Below are 19,556 nucleotides of genomic sequence, written 5' to 3'. Positions count from 1 at the left end.
CCCGCAGGCGGCTAGGCCCGTACGAGCAGCGCCACCGGATAGCGCTCCAGCAACTCGGCCAGTACGGGGTGCGGCCCGAAAGACGCCCCCGTCAGCACCTCGCGCCACCGCCCGCCGCCCGGCAGCGCCAGCACCGTCTCCGGCAGGCCCCCGCTCCGGGTGAGCCTGCGGTGCAGCCGCGACACGACGGTGACCGCCTCGCCGGAGCGGGCGAACGCCACGCAGTGCCCGGCGGCCGGGCCGTCGGCGGCCAGCGGCTCGTACGAGGCGCCCGCGCCGAACCACTCGGGGCGCTCGCGGCGCAGCCGCAGCACGGTGCGGGTCAGGTGCAGCTTCTCGGCGGACAGCCCCTCGGTACAGGCCTCGGCTTCGGAGAAGACCGGCGGCCGCCGGTTGTCGGGGTCGACCAGGGCGGCGTACGCGTGCTCCGTGCCCATGTAGAGGTCCGGGACGCCCGGCATGGTCAGGTGCAGCAGGGCGGCGCCGAGCATGTTGGCCCGTACGGACGGCCGCAGCGCGTCCTCCAGGGGCGCGAGCGCGGCGCGGGCCGCGCCGCACGGGCCGCCCGCGACGAACGCCTCGACCGCCGCCTCGTACCGCGCGTCCGGCTCGGTCCACGTCGTGCGCAGGCCCGCCTCGCGCACGCTCTTCAGCACGGCGGGGACGAGCCGGGACGCGTCGGCGGGCCTGCCGGCCGGCCCGAGCCCGAAGGCGGTCTGCCAGGCCAGCCACGCCGTGTGCCGGTCGGGCGCGCCGGGCTCCGCGGCCGCCAGCCGCTCCATCAGGTCGCCCCACTCCGCGGGGCATTCGCTCAGCGCGGCGATGCGGGCCCGTACGTCGGCGCTGCGCTTGGTGTCGTGCGTGGAGAGCACGGTGCCGGTCGCGGGCCAGTCGCGCTGGAGGCGGGCGCAGTACGCGTGGAAGTCCTCGGGGGAGACTGCGGGCCGGCCGGGGTCGCCGCCGACCTCCGTGGCCGACAGCAGGGGCGCGTGCCGGTAGAAGGCGGTGTCCTCGACGGACTTGGCGCGCAGCGCGGAGGCGGTCTGCGCGAACCGCGCGCAGAAGTCCCGGTGGTCGGGGCCCTGCCCCAGACGGCCGAGCGCCGCGTCGCGGACCACCTCGGCCGCGGCGGCCTCCTCGGGGACGGTGAAGGCGCCGCGCGCGTCCTGGGCGGCCTGGTCGAGGAGGGCGGCGTCGACGGGGGCGACCGGCCGGCCGGGCACGGCGTAGGGGCGGTAGACGGGCAGCCGGACGAGGATCTCGTGCAGGGCCGTGCGCAGGGCCCAGGGCGCGGTGTCGCGCAGCCGGTGGGAGCCCTCGCAGATCCGGCCGGCGGTCCGGACGAGCCGTTCGGACTCCGCGGCGAGCTCGTGGGTGATGACCTTGTACGCGGCGCGCCGCACCGTCGCGGGCCAGTCGCCGCCGCGGTCGGGCGGCAGGCCGGTGAAATCGCGGTAGCGGGCGCCGAGCGCGCCCGCGCCCTCGGGGTCGAGGAAGAGGCCGTCGAGGCGGCGCAGGGCGTCGTAGCCGGTGGTGCCGGCGACGGGCCAGTCGGCGGGCAGCCGCTCCTCGCCGCTGAGGATCTTCTCGACGACCGTCCACCGGCCCTCCGCGGCCCCGGCCAGCCGGTGCAGGTAGCCCGCGGGGTCGGCGAGGCCGTCGGGGTGGTCGACGCGCAGCCCGTCGATCACCCCCTCGCGCAGCAGTTGGACGACCTTGCCGTGGGTGGCGGCGAAGACCTCGGGGTCCTCGACGCGGACCGCGATCAGCTCGGAGACGGTGAAGAAGCGCCGGTAGTTGAGCTCGGTGCGGGCCAGGCGCCACCAGGCGGGCCGGTACCACTGGGCGTCGAGCAGCTCGGGCAGCGGCAGCCGCTCGGTGCCGGGGCGCAGCGGGAACGCGTGGTCGCCGTAGCGCAGGACGGGCTCGGAGTGCCCCGCGACCGTGAAGCGGTGCAGCTCCTGCCCGAGCGGCCCGGCCAGCACGGGCAGGAGCACCTTGCCGCCGTGCTCGGCCCAGTCGATGTCGAACCAGCGGGCGTAGCGCGAGGCCGGGCCGTCCCGTAGGACCTCCCACAGCGGGCCGTTGAGCGTCGCGGGCGCGGGCACGGCCATGTGGTTGGGGACGATGTCGACGACGAGGCCGAGCCCGTGCTCCCGGGCGGTGCGCGAGAGCGACCGCAGGCCCTCCTCGCCGCCGAGCTCCGCCCGTACGGCCGAGTGGTCGGTCACGTCGTAGCCGTGGGTGGAGCCGGGGACGGCCTCCAGGACGGGCGACAGGTGCAGGTGCGACACCCCGAGCGAGGCCAGGTACGGCACGGCCTCCTCGGCCGCCCGGAACGGGAAGCCGGGCTGGAGCTGGAGCCGGTAGGTGGCGGTCGGCGCACTGCGCTGCGGGTCCCTCATGGGAACGTACGTACCCAGCGGAGGAGGCTTTTCCGCACGGCGGGGCCGGGCCGGCTACGCCGTACGGCCCGCGGTCACCGGCACCGGCGCGCACTCCCTCGGTCCGCCGGAAGGGCCTACGCCGGCCGTTGCAGGACCGTCAGGCTGCGGTCCGCCAAGGTCAGGTGGTCGCCCGCGCCGACCTTCGGGCCGTTGGTCTCCACGCCCTCCGCGCTCGCCGTGTCGACCACGACCTGCCACTGCCTGCCGTGGTCGGCGGGGACGACGAAGTCGAGCGGCTTGTCGTGGGCGTTGAACATCAGCAGGAAGGAGTCGTCGACGACCGGCTCGCCGCGCGGCCCCGGTTCGGAGATCGCGCCGCCGTTGAGGAAGACGGTCAGGGACTTGGCCTGGGCGGCCTGCCAGTCGCTGTCCCGCATCTCTTCACCCTCGTGGGTGAACCAGGCGATGTCGGACAGCTCGTCGTGCGTGCCCTGCACGGGGCGGCCGTGGAAGAAGCGGCGGCGCCGGAAGACCGGGTGGTCGCGGCGCAGCCACACCATCGCGCGCGTGAAGGCGAGCATCCGGCGGGCCCGCGTGGAGGAGGCGTCATCGGGGTGCGGCCAGTGCACCCAGGAGACGTCGTTGTCCTGGCAGTAGGCGTTGTTGTTGCCGCGCTGGCTGCGCGCGAACTCGTCGCCGTGGCTGAGCATGGGCACGCCCTGGGACACCAGCAGCGTGGCGATGAAGTTGCGCATCTGGCGCTCGCGCAGGGCCAGCACCCCGGGGTCGCCGGTCTCGCCCTCGGCCCCGCAGTTCCACGACCGGTTGTGGTTCTCGCCGTCGCGGTTGTCCTCGCCGTTGGCCTCGTTGTGCTTGTCGTTGTACGCGACGAGGTCGTGCAGGGTGAAGCCGTCGTGGCAGGTGACGAAGTTGATGGAGGCCAGCGGGCGGCGGCCGTCGCCCTGGTAGAGGTCGGAGGAGCCGGTCAGGCGCGAGCCGAACTCCGCGAGCGTGGCCGGCTCGCCGCGCCACAGGTCCCGCGCCGTATCCCGGAATTTCCCGTTCCACTCAGCCCAGAGCGGCGGGAAGTTCCCCACCTGGTAGCCCCCCTCGCCGACGTCCCACGGCTCGGCGATCAGCTTCACCCGGCTGACCACCGGATCCTGCTGCACCAGGTCGAAGAACGACGACAGCCGGTCCACCTCGTGGAACTGGCGCGCGAGCGTCGCCGCCAGATCGAAGCGGAAGCCGTCCACCCGCATCTCCGTCACCCAGTACCGCAGCGAGTCCATGATGAGCTGGAGGACGTGCGGGCTGCGCATCAGCAGGGAATTGCCGGTGCCGGTGGTGTCCATGTAGTACTGCGGGTCGTCCGCGAGCCGGTAGTACGAGGCGTTGTCCAGGCCGCGGAAGGACAGCGTCGGCCCCAGATGGCTGCCCTCGGCCGTGTGGTTGTAGACCACATCCAGAATGACCTCGATGCCCGCCGCGTGCAGCGCCCGCACCGCCGACTTGAACTCCAGCACCTGCTGGCCCCGGTCGCCCCAGGAGGCGTAGGCGTTGTGCGGGGCGAAGAAGCCGATGGTGTTGTAGCCCCAGTAGTTGGCCAGCCCCGCGTCCACCAGCCGGTGGTCGTTGACGAACTGATGGACCGGCATCAGCTCGATCGCCGTGACCCCCAGCTCCGTCAGGTGCTCCAGCACCGCCGGATGGGCGAGCGCCGCGTACGTGCCCCGGATCTCCTCCGGCAGCGCGGGGTGGCGCATCGTCAGGCCCTTCACATGGGCCTCATAGATGACCGTGCGGTGATAGTCGGTGCGCGGCGGGCGGTCGTCCCCCCAGTCGAAGTACGGATTGACCACCACCGACGTCATCATGTGCGGCGCCGAGTCCATGTCGTTGCGCTTCTCCGGCCGCCCGAAGTGATAGCCGTAGACCGCCTCGCTCCAGTCGACGGCCCCGCTCACGGCCCGGGCGTACGGGTCGAGCAGCAGCTTGGCGGAGTTGCAGCGGTGGCCGCGCTCCGGCTCGTACGGGCCGTGCACCCGGAAGCCGTACCGCTGACCCGGCATCACCCCCGGTAGATAGGCGTGCCGTACGAACGCGTCGCTCTCGCGCAGCTCGACCGCCGTCTCCGAGCCGTCGTCGTGCAGCAGGCACAGCTCGACCCGCTCGGCGACCTCCGCGAAGACCGCGAAGTTGGTGCCGGCGCCGTCGTACGTCGCGCCGAGGGGGTACGCCTGTCCCGGCCAGACCTGCATCGACTCTTCCGTTCTTCCGTCGTCCCCCGGTCTTGTCGTACCGGTGGTCTCGCGCGCGTACGGGCCGAAGCGGCATCCTCGCCCAATCGGAGCCGACGGGCCGCCCTTTCGCCAGATCTTCCCCAAAAGGAGCGCCCCCACCGCTCTCTTCGGCTCGTCCGACCGGGTGACCCGGCGGGACCCGGCCCCCGCCCGCACTGCCCGCGGAACCCCCTCACCACCGCGCCCGTACGCGCGCCCGCACGGCCCTCACCGCGCCTTTTGCGCCCCCGCCGCTATGAAACGGCTCACTCCCCGCCCCGGGCCCCGGGACAACAGGCGAACGGATCCGCAGAGTTGACGGGGGAGCGGCCGCGTCCGGGTGCAGGGCCTCCCGCCCGCACAGTAGTCTGCCTTGATCGTTGGACGGGGGCGGAAGGCGGTGCACTGTGAGCTCGGGCGGGCTGGAGCTGCCCCCTGGAGACGGAAGTCCCGGGGGTGACGGCTCGGCCGACACACCTCCCGGCGCCGTGTCCTTGGCACGCCCCGTGGAGATCGGCGCCGCACTGGACTGGGACGCCGACGCGTGGAGCGAGGTGCGCACCCGCGCCCGGCGCGCCGGGCGGGCCTACATCTGGCTCAACCTCGTCGAGCAGCGGCTGCGCGCCGTCGTCGCCGCCGTGCTGCGGCCCGTCTACGAGCCGGTGCACGGCGAGGACGAATGGGTCGTCGCCGCGGCCGGCCCCGCCGGGCAGGAGTGGGTGCAGCGGGCCGTGGCGGTGCGCGAGGTCAGCCGCCGCAAGGGCTATCTGCTGGACCCCGCCGACGACAACGTCCTCAGCTTCCTCACCCTGCCCCAGCTGCGCGAGCTCCTCGTCCAGCACTGGCCCTGCTTCGAGCCCTACCTCGACGACCGGCGCGAGCTGGAACTGGCGCTGGACGAGCTGGAGGTCACGCGCAACGTCGTCTCCCGCAACCGCGCCCTGTCCGAGACCGTCCTCGCCCAGGCCGAGCGGGCCGCCGGCCGCCTGCTCGCCATCCTCGGCGGCGGCACCGGCTCCGGCGCCGGGTCCGCCGACCGGCTGCCCGTCGACGCCGTCGAGGACATCGTCGGCGACCGCTACGCCGACGTCGTCGGCGTCCACCCCGACCGGGTCCGGCTCCAGCGCCAGCTGCCCGTCGAGGACCTCTTCGGCAGCGCCCGCCGCCTCGACGCCGTCGGCATAGGCCTGAACCTGCTCGTCCAGAACTACTCGGGGCGCCGGCTCGTCCGGCTCGCCGAGGCGGGCTGCCGGGCCCGCCTGCTCTTCCTCAACCCCGCCAGCAGCGCCGTGCGGCGCCGCGAGCGGGAGCTGGGGATCAAGAAGGGCGAGATGAGCCGGTCCGTCGAGATGAACATCATGCACATGCGGCGCGTGCGCGACCGGCTGCGGGACACCGCCGCCTTCGAGATCCGCGTCTTCGACGAGACGCCCCGCTTCACCGCCTACCTCGTCAACGGCGACGGCTCGGACGGCCTCGCCGTCGTCCAGTCCTACCTGCGCAAGGCCCGCGGCATGGAGGCCCCCGTGCTGGTGCTGCGCGGCGGCGGCACCGTCGTCCGCGACGGGCGCGAGCCCGAGCACGGGCTCTTCGAGACGTACCGCGAAGAGTTCGAGAGCGTGTGGGCGGACTCCCGTCCGGTGTCGTGACGGCACCCCGTGACGCCTCCCCTTGACGGCCGCCGCGGGGCGCTGTCAGTGGGGCGTGCGACGCTGGGGACCAGTCGGGGGAAGCACCACGAAGGGGGACCGCGATGGGGTGGCATCAGGAGCTGCTGATCGGCTTCGACCTGGAGACGACGGGCACGGACCCGGCGGAGGCGAGGATCGTCACGGCGGCCGTCGTCGAGACCAAGGGCGGTGAGCCGATCGGGCGCCGCGAGTGGCTGGCCGACCCCGGCGTCCCCATCCCGGACGACGCCGCGGCCATCCACGGCATCACCAGCGAGCGCGCGGCGCTCGGCCGGCCGGCGCGCGAGGTGGCCGACGAGATAGCGGGCATCCTCGTCGCCCACTGGTCGGCGGGCGCCCCCGTCGTCGCCTACAACGCCGCCTTCGACCTGACGATCCTCGCGGCGGAGCTGCGACGGCACGGGCTGCCCTCGCTCGGCGAGCGGCTCGCGGCCGAGGGCGACGCGGCCGGCGCCGCGGCGGGCACGGGCCCCGTTGTGGACCCGCTCACCATGGACCGAGCCCTCGACCGCTACCGCCGGGGCAAGCGCAATCTGGAGACCGTCTGCGGCGTCTACGGCGTCACCCTGGACGACGCCCACGAGGCGGGCGCGGACGCCCTGGCAGCGGTCCGCGTGGCCTGCGCCCTCGCCGACCGCTACCCGGACGTGGCATCAGCGACCCCGTGGGACCTCCACCGCGACCAGATCCACTGGTACGCAACCTGGGCCAAGGGCTACGAGGACTGGCTACGGGGGAGGGGAGACACGACGGCGAGCGTGGACACACGCTGGCCACTGCGGTAGCCGCGGCGCCGAATGAGGCCGCGGCGGGCGCGCCCCGTGAGGCGCGCGGGCTTTTCAGCGCCAACGGCTCGGCCGCGCCCCGTTAGGGGCGCGGGGAACTGCGCGACCAGCCACCGACGGCCCGCAGTCGACAGACCGCACCGCCGATGCCCGACCACCCCGCCGGACGGCGACACCGCTCAGAACGGATACCACCGCACCGCCGCATCCCCCTCCCGCAGGGACGCCACGCGCCGGGCGAACTCCGTACGGGCCGCCGCGCCGGCCGGCGCGTGCTGGGCCACCCACGCGCAGCTCGCCGTCTCCCGCGCGCCGCGCAGGACCGCGCAGCCCGCCCACTCCCGGACGTCCCAGCCGTACGCGCGCACGAACGCGTCATAGGCGTCGGCGGGCAGGCCGTAGCGGTCCTTGCTGAGGGCGAGGACGACGAGGTCGTGCTCGCGCAGGTCGCCGGAGAAGGTCTCCAGGTCCACCAGGACCGGCCCGTCCGGCCCCATGTGCACGTTGCGCGGGAGCGCGTCCCCGTGGATGGGCCCGCGCGGCAGGTGCGGGGTCAGCGCGGCGGCCTCCGCCGCGAACGCGTCCCGCCGCTGCCGCAGGTACGCGGCGTCGGCCGGGTCGATCGCGTCGCCCGCCAGCCGCAGCCACCGCTCCACGCCGCCGAGCAGATCCCGCGGCGGCAGGGCGAAGTCCGGCTCCGGCAGGGCGTGGATGACGCGCAGCAGCACGGCGAGGTCGGCGGGGCTCGCCGGGCCCGTGGCGCCGGGGAGCCGGTGCCAGAGGGTCACGGGCCGGCCCTCGGCCACCCGCGGCGCGGGCTCGGCGGCGCGCACCGCCGGGACGCCGTGCCCGGCGAGCCACGCGGCGACGCGCAGCTCGTGCCGCGCCCGGTCCAGCAGCGCCGCGTCGCGGCCCACCTTGGCGACGAGCCCGCCGCCGGCGAAGACCGCGTTCTCGCCGAGCGCGAGCAGGGCCGCGTCCGCCGGCATCTCCGGGACCGCCGCCGCGAGCAGGGCGCGCGCCCGCTGCTCCGTGAATGCCGTGCCTTCCACCGGGTCCGTCACTGTGCCCCTGCTCCCCGCTCGCCGTCGTTCACCTTGCTGACCTGCCACTGAGCAGCCACGCTACCCGGCCCGGCCAGTGATGGCCGAAAGTGACCGGCGGGCGATACGTATCGTCTCGACGGCCTCGGCACCGGCCCGCTCGCCCGCCTCTCTCATCGGGGCTCACCCCGCGCTCAATTGATGCTCCGTCAGTGCCCAAATTGCCTTCCTTCAAAGGCTTTTGGCATTACGCAACGACGTTGCCTATGTCACAAAACCCCGAGGGGGTTGAACTGCCCGCGTCAAATCCGACAGGGTTTCGAAGCACCCGGAGTGGTCCCTTCCGTCACTCCGGGTGTGCACAGACTCATGCTCAATTCCCCCCACAACAGCACGAGGAGGAAACCTCGTCATGGCAGCACACAAGCGCGCCGGCCGGCGACGGCTGATCCTTGCGATATCCGCCGCGACCGCCGTCACCGCAGGAGCCACGCTCATGGCCCTGCCGGCCGGCGCCGCCCCCGCCCCCGAAGGCACCGTCTACGGCACCGAGTCCAAGGACGCCATCGACGGCAGCTACATCGTCCTCCTGAAGGACGGCAAGGACGCTGAGGACGGCGTGGGCGCCAAGTCCGTGTCCGCGAAGGGCGGCGACCTCGCCCAGCGGTACGGCGGCAAGCTCGGCCGCACGTACGACTCGGCCGTCCACGGCTTCTCCGCCAGCGGCCTCGACAAGACCGAGGCCAAGCGGCTCGCGGCCGACCCGGCCGTCGCCAAGGTCGTGCAGAACCACGTCTTCAAGGCCAGCGCCACCCAGGAGGCCCCACCCTCCTGGGGCCTGGACCGCATCGACCAGACCGAGACCAAGGGCGACGGCAAGTACGCCTACCCCGACGGTGCCGGTGAGGGCGTGACCGCGTACGTCATCGACACCGGGGTCCACATCAGCCACAAGGACTTCGGCGGTCGCGCCTCCTTCGGCTTCAACGCCGTCGACAAGAGCGACAAGGCCGAGGACGACAACGGCCACGGCACGCACGTCGCGGGCACCATCGCCGGCACGGCGCACGGCGTGGCCAAGAAGGCCAAGGTCGTGGCCGTCAAGGTGCTGGACGGCCAGGGCTCCGGCTCCACGGAGCAGGTCGTCGCGGGCATCGACTGGGTCACCAAGAACCACAAGGGCCCCTCGGTCGCCAACATGAGCCTCGGCGGCGGCGCCGACGAGGCGCTCGACGCGGCGGTGCAGAAGGCGATCGCCTCCGGCGTCACCTTCGCCATCGCGGCGGGCAACGAGTCCACGGACGCGGGCAACAGCTCCCCGGCCCGGGTGAAGGAGGCCATCACGGTCGCCTCCACCACCAAGGACGACCAGCAGTCCGACTTCTCCAACTTCGGCAGCGCGGTCGACCTCTACGCCCCCGGCTCGGACATCACCTCCGACTGGAACGACAGCGACTCCGGCACCAAGACCATCTCCGGTACGTCGATGGCCACCCCGCACGTCGCCGGTGCCGCCGCGGTCTACCTCTCCGCCCACAAGGACGCCACCCCGGAGCAGGTCGCGGCCGGGCTCGTCAAGGGCGCCACGGCGGACAAGGTGTCCAACCCGGGCGCGGGCACGCCCAACAAGCTGCTGAAGGTCACCGAGTAATCCGGTAGCCCGGTAGTCCGGACGGTCCGGACAGCAGCACAGCCCATCGGCCGGCCGCCGCGCCCCACCCCCACGGGGCGCGGCGGCCGTGGGCGTCCCCGGCCGGACCGCCGCCGGGGATCAGGCCGGGCGGCCGAGGAGGGCCGCCCGCAGGCCCGGGGAGGAGGCGGCAGCCCCTGCCGCCTCCTGCTCGTAGCGCCGCACCACCAGCTCCGCCACTTCCGGCGCCGCCCCCAGCACGTCCGCGAGGACGTCCGCGCCGCCCTCCGCGGCGCCCCGCGCGATCCGGTCCGGGAGCCGGCCGGGCGCGAGGACGTACGGGGCGACCGCCACCCGGCGGGCCCCCTCGGCGCGCAGCGCCCGCACGGCGTCCGCCACGCGCGGCAGGGAAGCGGAGGCGAACGCGGGCCGCACGGCGCACCAACCGGTACGCCGCCACTCCCGCGCGATTGCTGCGATCACCGCGCTCGCCTCCGGGTCGGAGGAGCCCGCCGCGGCCAGGACGACCCCGGTCGGACTCCGGTCGCCGGGCGCCAGCCCGGCCTCGTGCAGCCGCCGCTCCAGGGCGGCGGTCAGCAGGGGCGACGGCCCCAGCACCCGGGCCTGCCGCACCCGCAGGTCCGGCAGGCAGGCCGTCGCCGCCCGCAGCACGGCCGGGATGTCGGCCTTGGCGTGGAAGGCACGGGTCAGCAGCAGCGGTACGGCCACCACTTCCCGTACGCCTTCCGCCGCCAGCCGCTCCAGCACCTGCGGCACGCCCGGCACGCAGAAGTCGAGGAACGCGGTCTCAACCCGTACGCCCGGCAGCGCCGCGGCCACTTCCTCCCGCAGGGCGAGGACGGTGGCCGCGTGGCGCGGGTCGCGGCTGCCGTGGGCGACGAGGAGCAGGGGCGGCCGCGCGGTCATCGGGCCGCCGCGGCCAGTCCGCGCGTCCGCAGCACCCGGCGCTCCAGGGGGCTGAAGACGGCCAGGTCGATGGCGATGCCGACGAACAGGATGAGGATGATCCCGAGGAGGACGCCCGGCATGTCGGAGTCGGTGCGCGCGTTCTCCAGGTACTGCCCCAGGCCCAGCCCCAGGTCGGGGGAGGAGGCGATCAGCTCGGCGGCCATGAGGGACCGCCAGGAGAACGCCCAGCCCTGCTTCAGCCCGGCGATGTAGCCGGGGAGCGCGGCGGGCAGCAGGACGTGCCGGGCGCCGCTCAGCCCCGTGGCGCCCATGGTGCGGCCCGCCCGCAGGTACAGCGGCGGCACCTGGTCGATGCCGGACACCAGGCCGTTGGCGATGGACGGCACCGCGCCGAGCAGGATCACCGCGTACATCGCCCCGTCGGTGATGCCCAGCCAGATCACCGCCGCGGGCACCCAGGCCACCGACGGCAGCGACTGCAACCCGGACAGGAGGGGCCCGAGCGCCGCCCGTACGACCTTCACGCGCGCGACGAGCAGGCCGAGCGGCGTGCCGAGGGCGAGGGCGGCGGCGAAGCCCAGCAGGCCGCGCGAGACGGACGTCCAGACGATGTCCAGGAGGGTGCCGCGCAGCCACAGCTCCTTCAGGCTGTGCCAGACCGCCGACGGGTCGGGCAGCTTGTAGGCGTCGGTGACCTCCGCGACGACCAGCACCTTCCACACCACGAGGACGAGGACGACGGCCGTGACCGGCGGCAGGACCTTGTGGAGCAGCACCTTCGCGAAGGGGGTGCGCTCGACCCGCACCGCGTCCAGGGCGTCGAGCCCGGCCTCCAGGCCGGCGAGGTCGTGCGGGCTGCCGGAGACGCTCCGGGGCCCGGTCTCAGTGCCGGCCATGGCGGCGGATCTCCCCACGCAGTTCTTCGGTGATCTCGACGGACAGGTCCGCCACCGCCGCGTCCTCGATGCGGCGGGGCTGGGGTATGTCCACGGCCCACTGCCGGGCCACCCGCCCCGGCCGCGAGGACAGCAGCACGACGCGCTGCGCGAGCCGCACCGCCTCGCGGACGTTGTGGGTGACGAACAGCACCGACAGCGACGTCTCGGACCAGATGCGGGTCAGTTCGTGGTGCAGCACGTCCCGGGTGATGGCGTCCAGCGCCGCGAACGGCTCGTCCATCAGCAGGACCTGGCTGTCCTGCGCCAGGGCGCGGGCGAGCGCGACGCGCTGCCGCATGCCGCCCGACAGCTCGTGCACCCGCTTGCCGTACGCCCCGGAGAGCCGCACGAGCTCCAGGAGCCGCTCCGCCTCCGGCCGCCGCTCCGCGCGCGGCACGCCGCGCAGCCGCAGCGCCAGCTCGATGTTGCGGCCCGCGGTGAGCCACGGGAACAGCGCGTGCTCCTGGAACATCAGGGCCGGGCGCCCGCCGGGCACCTCGATGGTGCCCGCGGTCGGCCGGTCCAGGCCGGCCACCAGGTTGAGCAGCGTCGACTTGCCGCAGCCCGAGGCGCCCAGGAGGCACACGAACTCGCCGGGGCGCACCTCCAGCGAGACGTCGTCCAGCACCGGCTGGGCCGCGCCGGGCCGGCCGAAGGACTTGTGGACGTGGTCGATCCTGACCGCGGACCCGCTGTTCGCGCGCGCGGCCGTGCCGGTCTTGTCGGTCGTCAGTGCCGGGGCCATCCGGTCACCTCCTGGGGATGGGGCGGATACGACGGGCGGGCGGCTGCTACTGCTTGCCGAGCTTCGCGGCGTCCACCGCGGGCCTGCCCTCGGCCTTGAGAACCTTGTTGAGCAGGGTCAGGTCGTAGACGCCCGCCAGGTCGGGCTTCTCCAGCAGCCCGGCCTTGACGGCGTGTCCGGCCTCGGCGTCCAGCGACGCGGCCAGCGGGTCGTCGAGGACCTCGATGGACTTCCAGGCCGGGTCGAGGATCTCGGCCGGCAGTTCCTTGCCGGAGAGCTTCTTCAGCGCCGCGTTCGCCGAGGCCTTGGCCTTCTCCGGCTCGGCCTTGATCCAGGCGTTGGTCTTCACGGAGCCGCGCAGCACGGCCTCGACCACGTCGGGGTGCGCGTCCAGGAACTTCTGCGACACGATCACATTGGTGATGACGAACTTCCCGCCCGGCCACAGCTCGGACTCGTCCAGGAGCACCTTGCCGCCCTCGGAGACCAGCTTCGACGCGGTCGGCTCGGGCACCCACGCACCGTCCACCGAGCCGGACTTGAAGGCGTCGGGCGTCACCTTGTTGTCCGTACGGACCACCGAGACGTCGCCCTTGCCGCTCTGCGGGTCGACCTTCCAGCCCTTGGCCGCGATCCAGTTGAGGAACGCCACGTCCTGGGTGTTGCCCTTCTGCGGGGTGGCGATCCGCTTGCCCTTGACGTCGTCCAGGGAGGAGATCTTCTTGGGGTCGACGACCAGCTTCACCCCGCCCGAGGCCGAGCCCGAGATGATGCGCAGGCTCTTGCCCTTGGACTTCACGTAGCCGTTGATCGCCGGCGACGGCCCGATCCAGCCGATGTCGATCGAGCCCGCGTTGAGCGCCTCGATCTCGGAGGGGCCCGCGTTGAACGTGGTCGAGCGGAGCTTCGTGCCGCCCAGCTCCTTCTGGATCAGGCCCTCCTGCTCGCCGACCAGCGGCGTGGCGTGGGTGATGTTCGGGAAATAGCCGATCCGGACGGTGTCGGCCGACAGCGGGGCCGCCGACGGCGCGTTCTTGCCGGCTGAGGTGCCGGGCGCGGTGTCCTTCTGGGAGCCGTAGCCACAGGCGCCCAGGGCGAGGGTCAGCAGGGGGAGGGCTGTGAGGGCGATAAGGGTACGGCGGCGGGTCGGGCGGGCGACGCTGGACACAGGCGGTCCTCTCGAACGGGCCGGGATGCGACTAAGGGGACGCCCGGCACTTGCAGGGGCGTAAGGAGCGGCGGAGGGCGGGGGGAACGGAGGGTCCGGCGGGCGACGCCGGACCGGTGCTCAGCACGCACATCGGCCGGTGCCGCCCCGCCCGCTGCCGATGTCGCCGCTGCCGACCCTGCCGCCCTGCTTGCCGAAGCCGGAGAAGAAGTCCCGGGAGGAAGTGGTCATCCTCAGAAGTCCCATCCCTCTACCGAGTCGTCGGAGGGCTTCCCGGGGCCCGCCGCGAACGCCTCGCCCGCCATGCCGGCGGTCAGCGTCGTCCCGTCGGCCGGGTCGATCAGCAGGAACGAGCCGGTGCGCCGGGAGCCGGCGTACGGGTCGAGCGCCAGCGGTTCGGCCGTGCGCAGCACCACGCGCCCGATGTCGTTGGCGGCCAGCCGGCCGGGCTCCGGGTGCTGGGAGAGGTCGTCGAGCGTCAGGCGGGACGGCACTGCCTTCACCAGCGCCTTGACCGTACGGGTGGTGTGCTTGAGCAGTACCCGGTCCCCCACGCGCAGCGGCCGGTCCGCTACGTGGCAGACGGTTGCTTCGACGTCCCGGGTCGTGGCGGGTGCGCTTGCGGCCGGGGCGATGAGGTCGCCGCGTGAGATGTCCAGGTCGTCGGCGAGGCGGACCGTTACCGATTGCGGTGCCCACGCCACGTCCACCGACGAGCCCAGGGCGTCGATGCCGGTGATCGTGCTCGTGCGCCCCGAGGGGAGGACCGTCACTTGCTCGCCGACGCGCAGGACGCCGGAGGCGATCTGGCCGGCGTAGCCGCGGTAGTCGGGGTGGGTGGCGGTCCGGGGGCGGATGACGTACTGGACGGGGAAGCGGGCCGGCTCGCTCGCGGGGTCGGTGACGACGGGCACCGTTTCGAGGTGTTCCAGGACGGTGGGGCCGCCGTACCAGTCCATGTGCGGGGACGGGGTGACCACGTTGTCCCCGGCGAGCGCCGAGACCGGGATCGCGGTGACTTCCGGCACCCCCAGGGAGCCCGCGTAGGCGGCGAACTCGGCGGCGATCGGTGCGAAGACCGACTCGGCGTAGCCGGCGAGGTCCATTTTGTTGACGGCGAGGATGAGGTGGGGAACGCGCAGGAGGGCGGCGACGGCGGCGTGCCGGCGGGTTTGTTCGACGACGCCGTTGCGGGCGTCGACGAGGACGACGGCGGCTTGTGCGGTGGAGGCGCCGGTGACCATGTTGCGGGTGTACTGCACGTGGCCGGGGGTGTCGGCGAGGATGAAGCGGCGCCGGGGCGTGGCGAAGTAGCGGTAGGCGACGTCGATGGTGATGCCCTGCTCGCGCTCCGCCCGCAGCCCGTCCGTCAGCAACGCCAGGTCCGGCGCGGACGCCCCGCGGTTGCGGGAGGCGTGTGTGACGGCTTCGAGCTGGTCGGCCAGCACGGACTTGGAGTCGTGCAGGAGGCGTCCGACGAGAGTCGACTTCCCGTCGTCGACGGAGCCGGCGGTGGCAAAACGCAGCAGCGACGTCGCCGCGGCCGTCGTCGTGTCGGTGGTGGTCATGGCTAGAAGTACCCCTCGCGCTTGCGGTCTTCCATGGCGGCCTCGGACAGGCGGTCATCGGCTCTGCTCGCGCCGCGCTCGGTCAGGCGGGAGGCGGTGATCTCGGTGATGACGTCGGCGACGGTCGTGGCGGCGGAGTCGACGGCACCCGTGCAGGACATGTCGCCCACCGTGCGGTAGCGCACGAGGCGCTGCACCACGGCCTCCCCGTCGCGGGGGCCGCCCCAGTCGCCGGGAGCCAGCCACATCCCGTCCCGGGCGAAGACCTCCCGCTGATGCGCGAAGTAGATCGAGGGCAGCTCGATCTTCTCCCGTGCGATGTACTGCCACACATCCAGCTCAGTGAAATTCGACAAGGGGAAGACCCGTACGTGTTCGCCCGGGGCGTGACGGCCGTTGTAGAGCTGCCACAGTTCGGGGCGCTGCCGGCGCGGATCCCAGCCACCGAACTCATCGCGCAGGGAGAAGACACGTTCCTTGGCGCGGGCCTTCTCCTCATCCCGCCGCCCACCGCCGAAGACCGCGTCGAAGCGGTGACCGGTGATGGCGTCTAGAAGGGGCACGGTCTGCAAGGGATTACGCGTCCCGTCCGGCCGCTCCCGCACCCGCCCCGCGTCGATCGCCTCCTGGACGGAAGCGACGTGCAGGCGCAGCCCGTGTTCGGCGGCGGTGCGGTCGCGGTAGGCCAGGACCTCGGGGAAGTTGTGTCCCGTGTCCACGTGCAGCAGGGCGAAGGGCAGCGGCGCGGGCGCGAACGCCTTCAGCGCCAGGTGCAGCATCACGATGGAGTCCTTGCCGCCGGAGAACAGCAGCACCGGCCGCTCGAACTCCCCCGCCACCTCCCGGAAGACGTGCACCGCCTCCGACTCCAGCACGTCCAAGTGCGACAACACGTACGGGCTGTCCGAAGAACCCGCGCTCATGCCAGCCCCCTTCCCGCCAGCAGCGCGTGCAGCGCCCCGGCCGACTCCTCGACGGTCTGTGCGTGCGCCTCGATCCGCAGGTCCGGGTCGGCCGGCACCTCGTACGGATCGTCCACGCCCGTCAGCCCGGACAGCTCGCCCGCGGCCTGCTTCGCGTACAGGCCCTTCACGTCCCGGGCCGAGCACACCTCGACGGGCGTGGCCACGTGCACCTCCAGATAGCCGGTGCCGTGCTGCTGGTGGTGCTTGCGCACCGCCTCGCGGGAGTCCGCGTACGGGGCGATCACCGGAACGAGCACCTTCACGCCGTGCGCGGCGAGCAACTGCGCGACGAAGCCGATGCGGCGCACGTTGGTGTCCCGGTCCGCGCGGGAGAAGCCCAGGCCGGCCGAGAGGAACTCCCTGACCTCGTCGCCGTCCAGCACCTCCACCCGGTGCCCCTCGCCGCTCAGCCGCGCGGCCAGCGCCCGGGCGATGGTCGTCTTGCCCGCGCTCGGCAGGCCGGTGAGCCAGATCGTGGCTCCGCTCATCCTTCGCTCCCGCTCCGTGTCGTCCGTGGTCATCCGTGCAGCCCGCACTCGGTCTTGGCGAGGCCCGCCCAGCGGCCGGCGCGCGCGTCCTCGCCCGCTTCGACCCGGCGGGTGCAGGGCGCGCAGCCGACGGAGGCGTAGCCGTCCATGAGCAGCGGGTTGGTGAGCACGCCGTGTTCGGACACGTACGCGTCGACGTCGTCCTGGGTCCAGCGGGCTATGGGGGACACCTTCACCTTCCGCCGCCGTGCGTCCCAGCCGACGACGGGCGTGCCCGCGCGGGTCGGCGACTCGTCGCGGCGCAGCCCGGTCGCCCAGGCGTCGTACGCGGTGAGCCCGCGCTCCAGCGGCTCGACCTTGCGCAGCGCGCAGCACAGGTCGGGGTCGCGGTCGTGCAGCCGGGGCCCGTGGGCGGCGTCCTGCTCGGCGACGGTCGCGCGCGGCGTGAGCGTGATGACGTTGACGTCCATCACGGCCGCGACCGCGTCGCGGGTGCCGATCGTCTCCGGGAAGTGGTAGCCGGTGTCGAGGAAGACGACGTCGACGCCGGGCAGGGCGCGGGAGGCGAGGTGGGCGACGACCGCGTCCTCCATGGAGGAGGTGACGCAGAACCTCTTCCCGAAGGTCTCGGCGGCCCAGCGCAGGATGTCGGGCGCCGGGGCGTCCTCCAGCTCGCGGCCTGCCCGTTCGGCGACTTCCTGTAGGCCGGTGGTGGTCATGGGGTCGTGCCCCCTTCGCCGGAAGCGGATACGGGTGCCGGTGCGTCTGCCGGAGCCGGAGCCGGTGCGGGTGCCCCGGTGGCGGGCTCCGGGCCGCGGCCGTGCGTGCGCGGGGCCAGCAGCCCGAGGAACGACAGCCGGAACGCCCGGCTGCACGCGGTGCATTCCCAGGCGCCGTGCCCCTCCTCGGAGGGGCGCAGGTCCTCGTCGCCGCAGTAGGGGCAGTAGAAGGGGGCGGCGCGTCCGCTCATGACAGGTCCGCTTCCGTGGCGCGCGCGACCCAGGCCGCGAACCGCTCGCCGTCCTCGCGCTGTTCGCCGAAGCGGGTGAGCACGCGCTCGACGTAGTCCGGGAGTTCGGCGGAGGTGACCTTCAGCCCGCGGACCTTGCGCCCGAAGCCGGCCTGGAGGCCCAGCGCGCCGCCCAGGTGCACCTGGAAGCCCTCGACCTGCCGGCCGTCCTCATCCAGCACGAGCTGGCCCTTGAGGCCGATGTCGGCGGTCTGGATCCGGGCGCAGGCGTTCGGGCAGCCGTTGATGTTGATGGTGACCGGCTCCGTGAAGTCCGGCATCCGGCGCTCCAGTTCGTCGATCAGCGAGGCGCCGCGGGCCTTGGTCTCCACGATCGCGAGCTTGCAGTACTCGATGCCCGTGCAGGCCATCGTGCCGCGCCGGAACGGGGAGGGCGTGACCTGGAAGCCGAGCGCCTCCAGCCCGGCGACGAGGGAGTCCACCTGCTCGCGCGCCACGTCCAGGACGACCATCTTCTGCTCGACGGTGGTGTTGAGCCGGTCCGAGCCGTGCGCCGCCGCGAGTTCGGCGAGCTTGGTGAGGGTGCTGCCGTCCACGCGGCCGACGCGCGGGGCGAAGCCCACGTAGAAGCGGCCGTCCTTCTGCTCGTGCACGCCCATGTGGTCGCGCCAGCGGTTGCTCGGCTCGGCCGGCGGCGGGCCGTCGGCGAGCTTGCGCTTCAGGTACTCGTTCTCCAGGACGTCGCGGAACCGCTCCGGGCCCCAGTCCGCCATCAGGAACTTCAGCCGGGCGCGGGTGCGCAGGCGGCGGTAGCCGTAGTCGCGGAAGATGCCGGCCACCCCGGCCCACACGTCCGGGACGTCCGCCAGCGGCACCCAGGCGCCCAGCCGCTCGCCGAGCCGGGGGCTCGTGGACAGCCCGCCGCCCACCCACACGTCGAAGCCGGGCCCGTGCTCGGGGTGTTCGACGCCCACGAAGGCGATGTCGTTGATCTCGTGGACGACGTCCTGCGCCGGCGAGCCGGAGACCGCGGACTTGAACTTCCGCGGCAGGTTGGAGAATTCCTTGCTGCCGATGTAGCGGCGCTCGATCTCCTCGATCGCCGGCGTGCCGTCGATGATCTCGTCCGCGGCGATCCCGGCGACCGGCGAGCCGATGACGACGCGCGGGCAGTCGCCGCACGCCTCCGTCGTGGACAGCCCGACGGCCTCCAGCTTCTCCCAGATCGCGGGCACGTCCTCGATGCGGACCCAGTGCAGCTGGATGTTCTGCCGGTCCGTGATGTCGGCCGTGCCGCGGGCGTACGTCTGCGAGACCTCGCCGATGGCGCGCAGCTGGGCGACGGAGAGGCGGCCGCCGTCGATGCGGACGCGCATCATGAAGTACTTGTCGTCCAGCTCCTCCGGCTCCAGGACCGCCGTCCTGCCGCCGTCGATCCCCGGCTTGCGCTGGGTGTACAGGCCCCACCAGCGCATCCGGCCGCGCAGATCGGCGGGGTCGATGGAGTCGAAGCCGGCCTTCGAGTAGATCGTCTCGATGCGTGTCCGCACATTGAGACCGTCGTCGTCCTTTTTGAACTGCTCGTTGCCGTTCAGCGGGGTGAAGTGGCCCACGGCCCACTGGCCCTCGCCGCGGTGGCGGCCGGCCTTGCGGCGGGTCGGGGCGGCGGCCGGGGGTGTGTGCGAGGTGGCAGCCATGGCGGTGTGTCCTTCGGTGGCCTGCGGGTAGCCCGCGGGGCCCGGCCCCGCGGGTGCGGGGCGGCGGGCTGCGGCGGGGCTGCGAGGGTGCGCAAGAGGGACGCTCGTCCGCGGCATCGGGGACGGCGGCAGAGCGGGCGAATGTCAGGAAACGGCAGTGCTGGAGCGCTGTGGTGCGAAGACGTCAGCCCGCCGGACAGATGGCGCTGGACACGCGGACGAGGTCGACGTGACGCCGACTCACCAAGACGATTCCAGCTCCGGACATG

Annotated in this window: 17 protein-coding genes; 3 read left to right on the top strand and 14 right to left on the bottom strand. The window is 73.4% G+C overall.

Translation table 11 applies throughout. The features are described from left to right. Positions 1-11: 11 nt before the first annotated feature. Positions 12-2,405: a malto-oligosyltrehalose synthase gene (gene treY, locus D7231_RS14260; protein WP_120755788.1), complete on the bottom strand. Its 2,394-nt coding sequence runs from the start codon at positions 2,403-2,405 to the stop codon at positions 12-14. A 116-nt stretch (positions 2,406-2,521) separates the two neighbouring features. Next, the gene (glgX, locus tag D7231_RS14255; protein WP_120755787.1) at positions 2,522-4,648 is read right to left on the bottom strand and encodes a glycogen debranching protein GlgX; all 2,127 of its coding nucleotides are present in this window, start codon (positions 4,646-4,648) and stop codon (positions 2,522-2,524) included. Positions 4,649-5,076: 428 nt separating this feature from the next. Here glgX and D7231_RS14250 point away from each other — a divergent pair, with 428 nt between their 5' ends. Next, positions 5,077-6,318, top strand: a complete 1,242-nt coding sequence (locus D7231_RS14250; protein ID WP_194960325.1) for an SAV2148 family HEPN domain-containing protein — start codon at positions 5,077-5,079, stop codon at positions 6,316-6,318. Between the two features lie 104 nt (positions 6,319-6,422). Beyond that, positions 6,423-7,145, top strand: a complete 723-nt coding sequence (locus tag D7231_RS14245) for a 3'-5' exonuclease (protein ID WP_120755785.1) — start codon at positions 6,423-6,425, stop codon at positions 7,143-7,145. A 179-nt stretch (positions 7,146-7,324) separates the two neighbouring features. Here D7231_RS14245 and D7231_RS14240 read toward each other — a convergent pair whose 3' ends face one another. Further along, complete coding sequence (locus D7231_RS14240) at positions 7,325-8,134, bottom strand: phosphotransferase enzyme family protein (protein ID WP_120756037.1); 810 nt, start codon at positions 8,132-8,134, stop codon at positions 7,325-7,327. Positions 8,135-8,600: 466 nt separating this feature from the next. On the opposite strand from D7231_RS14240, the gene D7231_RS14235 reads away from it, so the two are divergent. Continuing rightward, entirely contained in the window at positions 8,601-9,839 is a 1,239-nt protein-coding gene (locus D7231_RS14235; protein WP_120755784.1) for a S8 family peptidase, read from the top strand. Positions 9,840-9,959: 120 nt separating this feature from the next. On the opposite strand, the gene D7231_RS14230 is transcribed toward D7231_RS14235, so the two are convergent. From D7231_RS14230 to D7231_RS38480, 11 genes are all read right to left on the bottom strand, one after another. Continuing rightward, positions 9,960-10,745, bottom strand: coding sequence for a sirohydrochlorin chelatase (locus D7231_RS14230; RefSeq protein WP_120755783.1), 786 nt, complete (start codon positions 10,743-10,745; stop codon positions 9,960-9,962). Beyond that, a complete protein-coding gene (locus tag D7231_RS14225) occupies positions 10,742-11,644 on the bottom strand; it encodes an ABC transporter permease (protein WP_120755782.1) in 903 nt (300 codons plus the stop codon). The genes D7231_RS14230 and D7231_RS14225 overlap by 4 nt, the downstream gene beginning before the upstream one ends. Then, the gene (locus D7231_RS14220; protein WP_120755781.1) at positions 11,631-12,431 is read right to left on the bottom strand and encodes an ABC transporter ATP-binding protein; all 801 of its coding nucleotides are present in this window, start codon (positions 12,429-12,431) and stop codon (positions 11,631-11,633) included. Before D7231_RS14220 ends, D7231_RS14225 begins: the two co-directional genes overlap by 14 nt. A 46-nt stretch (positions 12,432-12,477) precedes the next feature. Then, a complete protein-coding gene (locus tag D7231_RS14215; protein ID WP_120755780.1) occupies positions 12,478-13,599 on the bottom strand; it encodes an aliphatic sulfonate ABC transporter substrate-binding protein in 1,122 nt (373 codons plus the stop codon). 233 nt (positions 13,600-13,832) lie between these two features. Further along, entirely contained in the window at positions 13,833-15,167 is a 1,335-nt protein-coding gene (locus tag D7231_RS14210; protein ID WP_120755779.1) for a sulfate adenylyltransferase subunit 1, read from the bottom strand. Between the two features lie 2 nt (positions 15,168-15,169). Further along, entirely contained in the window at positions 15,170-16,090 is a 921-nt protein-coding gene (gene cysD / locus D7231_RS14205; RefSeq protein WP_120755778.1) for a sulfate adenylyltransferase subunit CysD, read from the bottom strand. Beyond that, positions 16,087-16,620, bottom strand: coding sequence for an adenylyl-sulfate kinase (gene cysC, locus D7231_RS14200; RefSeq protein WP_228774379.1), 534 nt, complete (start codon positions 16,618-16,620; stop codon positions 16,087-16,089). Before cysC ends, cysD begins: the two co-directional genes overlap by 4 nt. Before the next feature lie 29 nt (positions 16,621-16,649). Next, a complete protein-coding gene (locus tag D7231_RS14195; RefSeq protein ID WP_120755776.1) occupies positions 16,650-17,339 on the bottom strand; it encodes a phosphoadenylyl-sulfate reductase in 690 nt (229 codons plus the stop codon). Further along, positions 17,336-17,590 carry a hypothetical protein gene (locus tag D7231_RS14190; RefSeq protein ID WP_120755775.1) on the bottom strand — a complete coding sequence of 85 codons (255 nt, stop codon included), beginning with the start codon at positions 17,588-17,590 and terminating at the stop codon, positions 17,336-17,338. The genes D7231_RS14195 and D7231_RS14190 overlap by 4 nt, the downstream gene beginning before the upstream one ends. Next, entirely contained in the window at positions 17,587-19,287 is a 1,701-nt protein-coding gene (locus D7231_RS14185; protein WP_120755774.1) for a nitrite/sulfite reductase, read from the bottom strand. Before D7231_RS14185 ends, D7231_RS14190 begins: the two co-directional genes overlap by 4 nt. A gap of 184 nt (positions 19,288-19,471) precedes the next feature. Continuing rightward, a complete protein-coding gene (locus tag D7231_RS38480) occupies positions 19,472-19,555 on the bottom strand; it encodes a putative leader peptide (protein WP_353620284.1) in 84 nt (27 codons plus the stop codon). Position 19,556: the final 1 nt, after the last annotated feature.

The organism is Streptomyces klenkii (genome assembly GCF_003626645.1).
Classification (GTDB): Bacteria; Actinomycetota; Actinomycetes; order Streptomycetales; family Streptomycetaceae; genus Streptomyces; species Streptomyces klenkii.
The sequence above is the reverse complement of the archived record's forward strand: the minus strand, read 5'-3'. Positions and strand labels throughout refer to the sequence as shown.

Bases quoted from the DNA above. Each gene is read 5' to 3' on its own strand.
- D7231_RS14190 (WP_120755775.1), bottom strand. From the start codon at position 17,590: ATGAGCGGACGCGCCGCCCCCTTCTACTGCCCCTACTGCGGCGACGAG.
- D7231_RS14230 (WP_120755783.1), bottom strand. From the start codon at position 10,745: ATGACCGCGCGGCCGCCCCTGCTCCTCGTCGCCCACGGCAGCCGCGAC.
- D7231_RS14240 (WP_120756037.1), bottom strand. From the start codon at position 8,134: ATGCCGGCGGACGCGGCCCTGCTCGCGCTCGGCGAGAACGCGGTCTTC.
- D7231_RS14210 (WP_120755779.1), bottom strand. From the start codon at position 15,167: ATGACCACCACCGACACGACGACGGCCGCGGCGACGTCGCTGCTGCGT.
- D7231_RS14245 (WP_120755785.1), top strand. From the start codon at position 6,423: ATGGGGTGGCATCAGGAGCTGCTGATCGGCTTCGACCTGGAGACGACG.
- D7231_RS38480 (WP_353620284.1), bottom strand. From the start codon at position 19,555: ATGTCCGGAGCTGGAATCGTCTTGGTGAGTCGGCGTCACGTCGACCTC.
- cysC (WP_228774379.1), bottom strand. From the start codon at position 16,620: ATGAGCGGAGCCACGATCTGGCTCACCGGCCTGCCGAGCGCGGGCAAG.
- D7231_RS14220 (WP_120755781.1), bottom strand. From the start codon at position 12,431: ATGGCCCCGGCACTGACGACCGACAAGACCGGCACGGCCGCGCGCGCG.
- D7231_RS14225 (WP_120755782.1), bottom strand. From the start codon at position 11,644: ATGGCCGGCACTGAGACCGGGCCCCGGAGCGTCTCCGGCAGCCCGCAC.
- cysD (WP_120755778.1), bottom strand. From the start codon at position 16,090: ATGAGCGCGGGTTCTTCGGACAGCCCGTACGTGTTGTCGCACTTGGAC.
- treY (WP_120755788.1), bottom strand. From the start codon at position 2,405: ATGAGGGACCCGCAGCGCAGTGCGCCGACCGCCACCTACCGGCTCCAG.
- D7231_RS14235 (WP_120755784.1), top strand. From the start codon at position 8,601: ATGGCAGCACACAAGCGCGCCGGCCGGCGACGGCTGATCCTTGCGATA.
- D7231_RS14185 (WP_120755774.1), bottom strand. From the start codon at position 19,287: ATGGCTGCCACCTCGCACACACCCCCGGCCGCCGCCCCGACCCGCCGC.
- D7231_RS14195 (WP_120755776.1), bottom strand. From the start codon at position 17,339: ATGACCACCACCGGCCTACAGGAAGTCGCCGAACGGGCAGGCCGCGAG.
- glgX (WP_120755787.1), bottom strand. From the start codon at position 4,648: ATGCAGGTCTGGCCGGGACAGGCGTACCCCCTCGGCGCGACGTACGAC.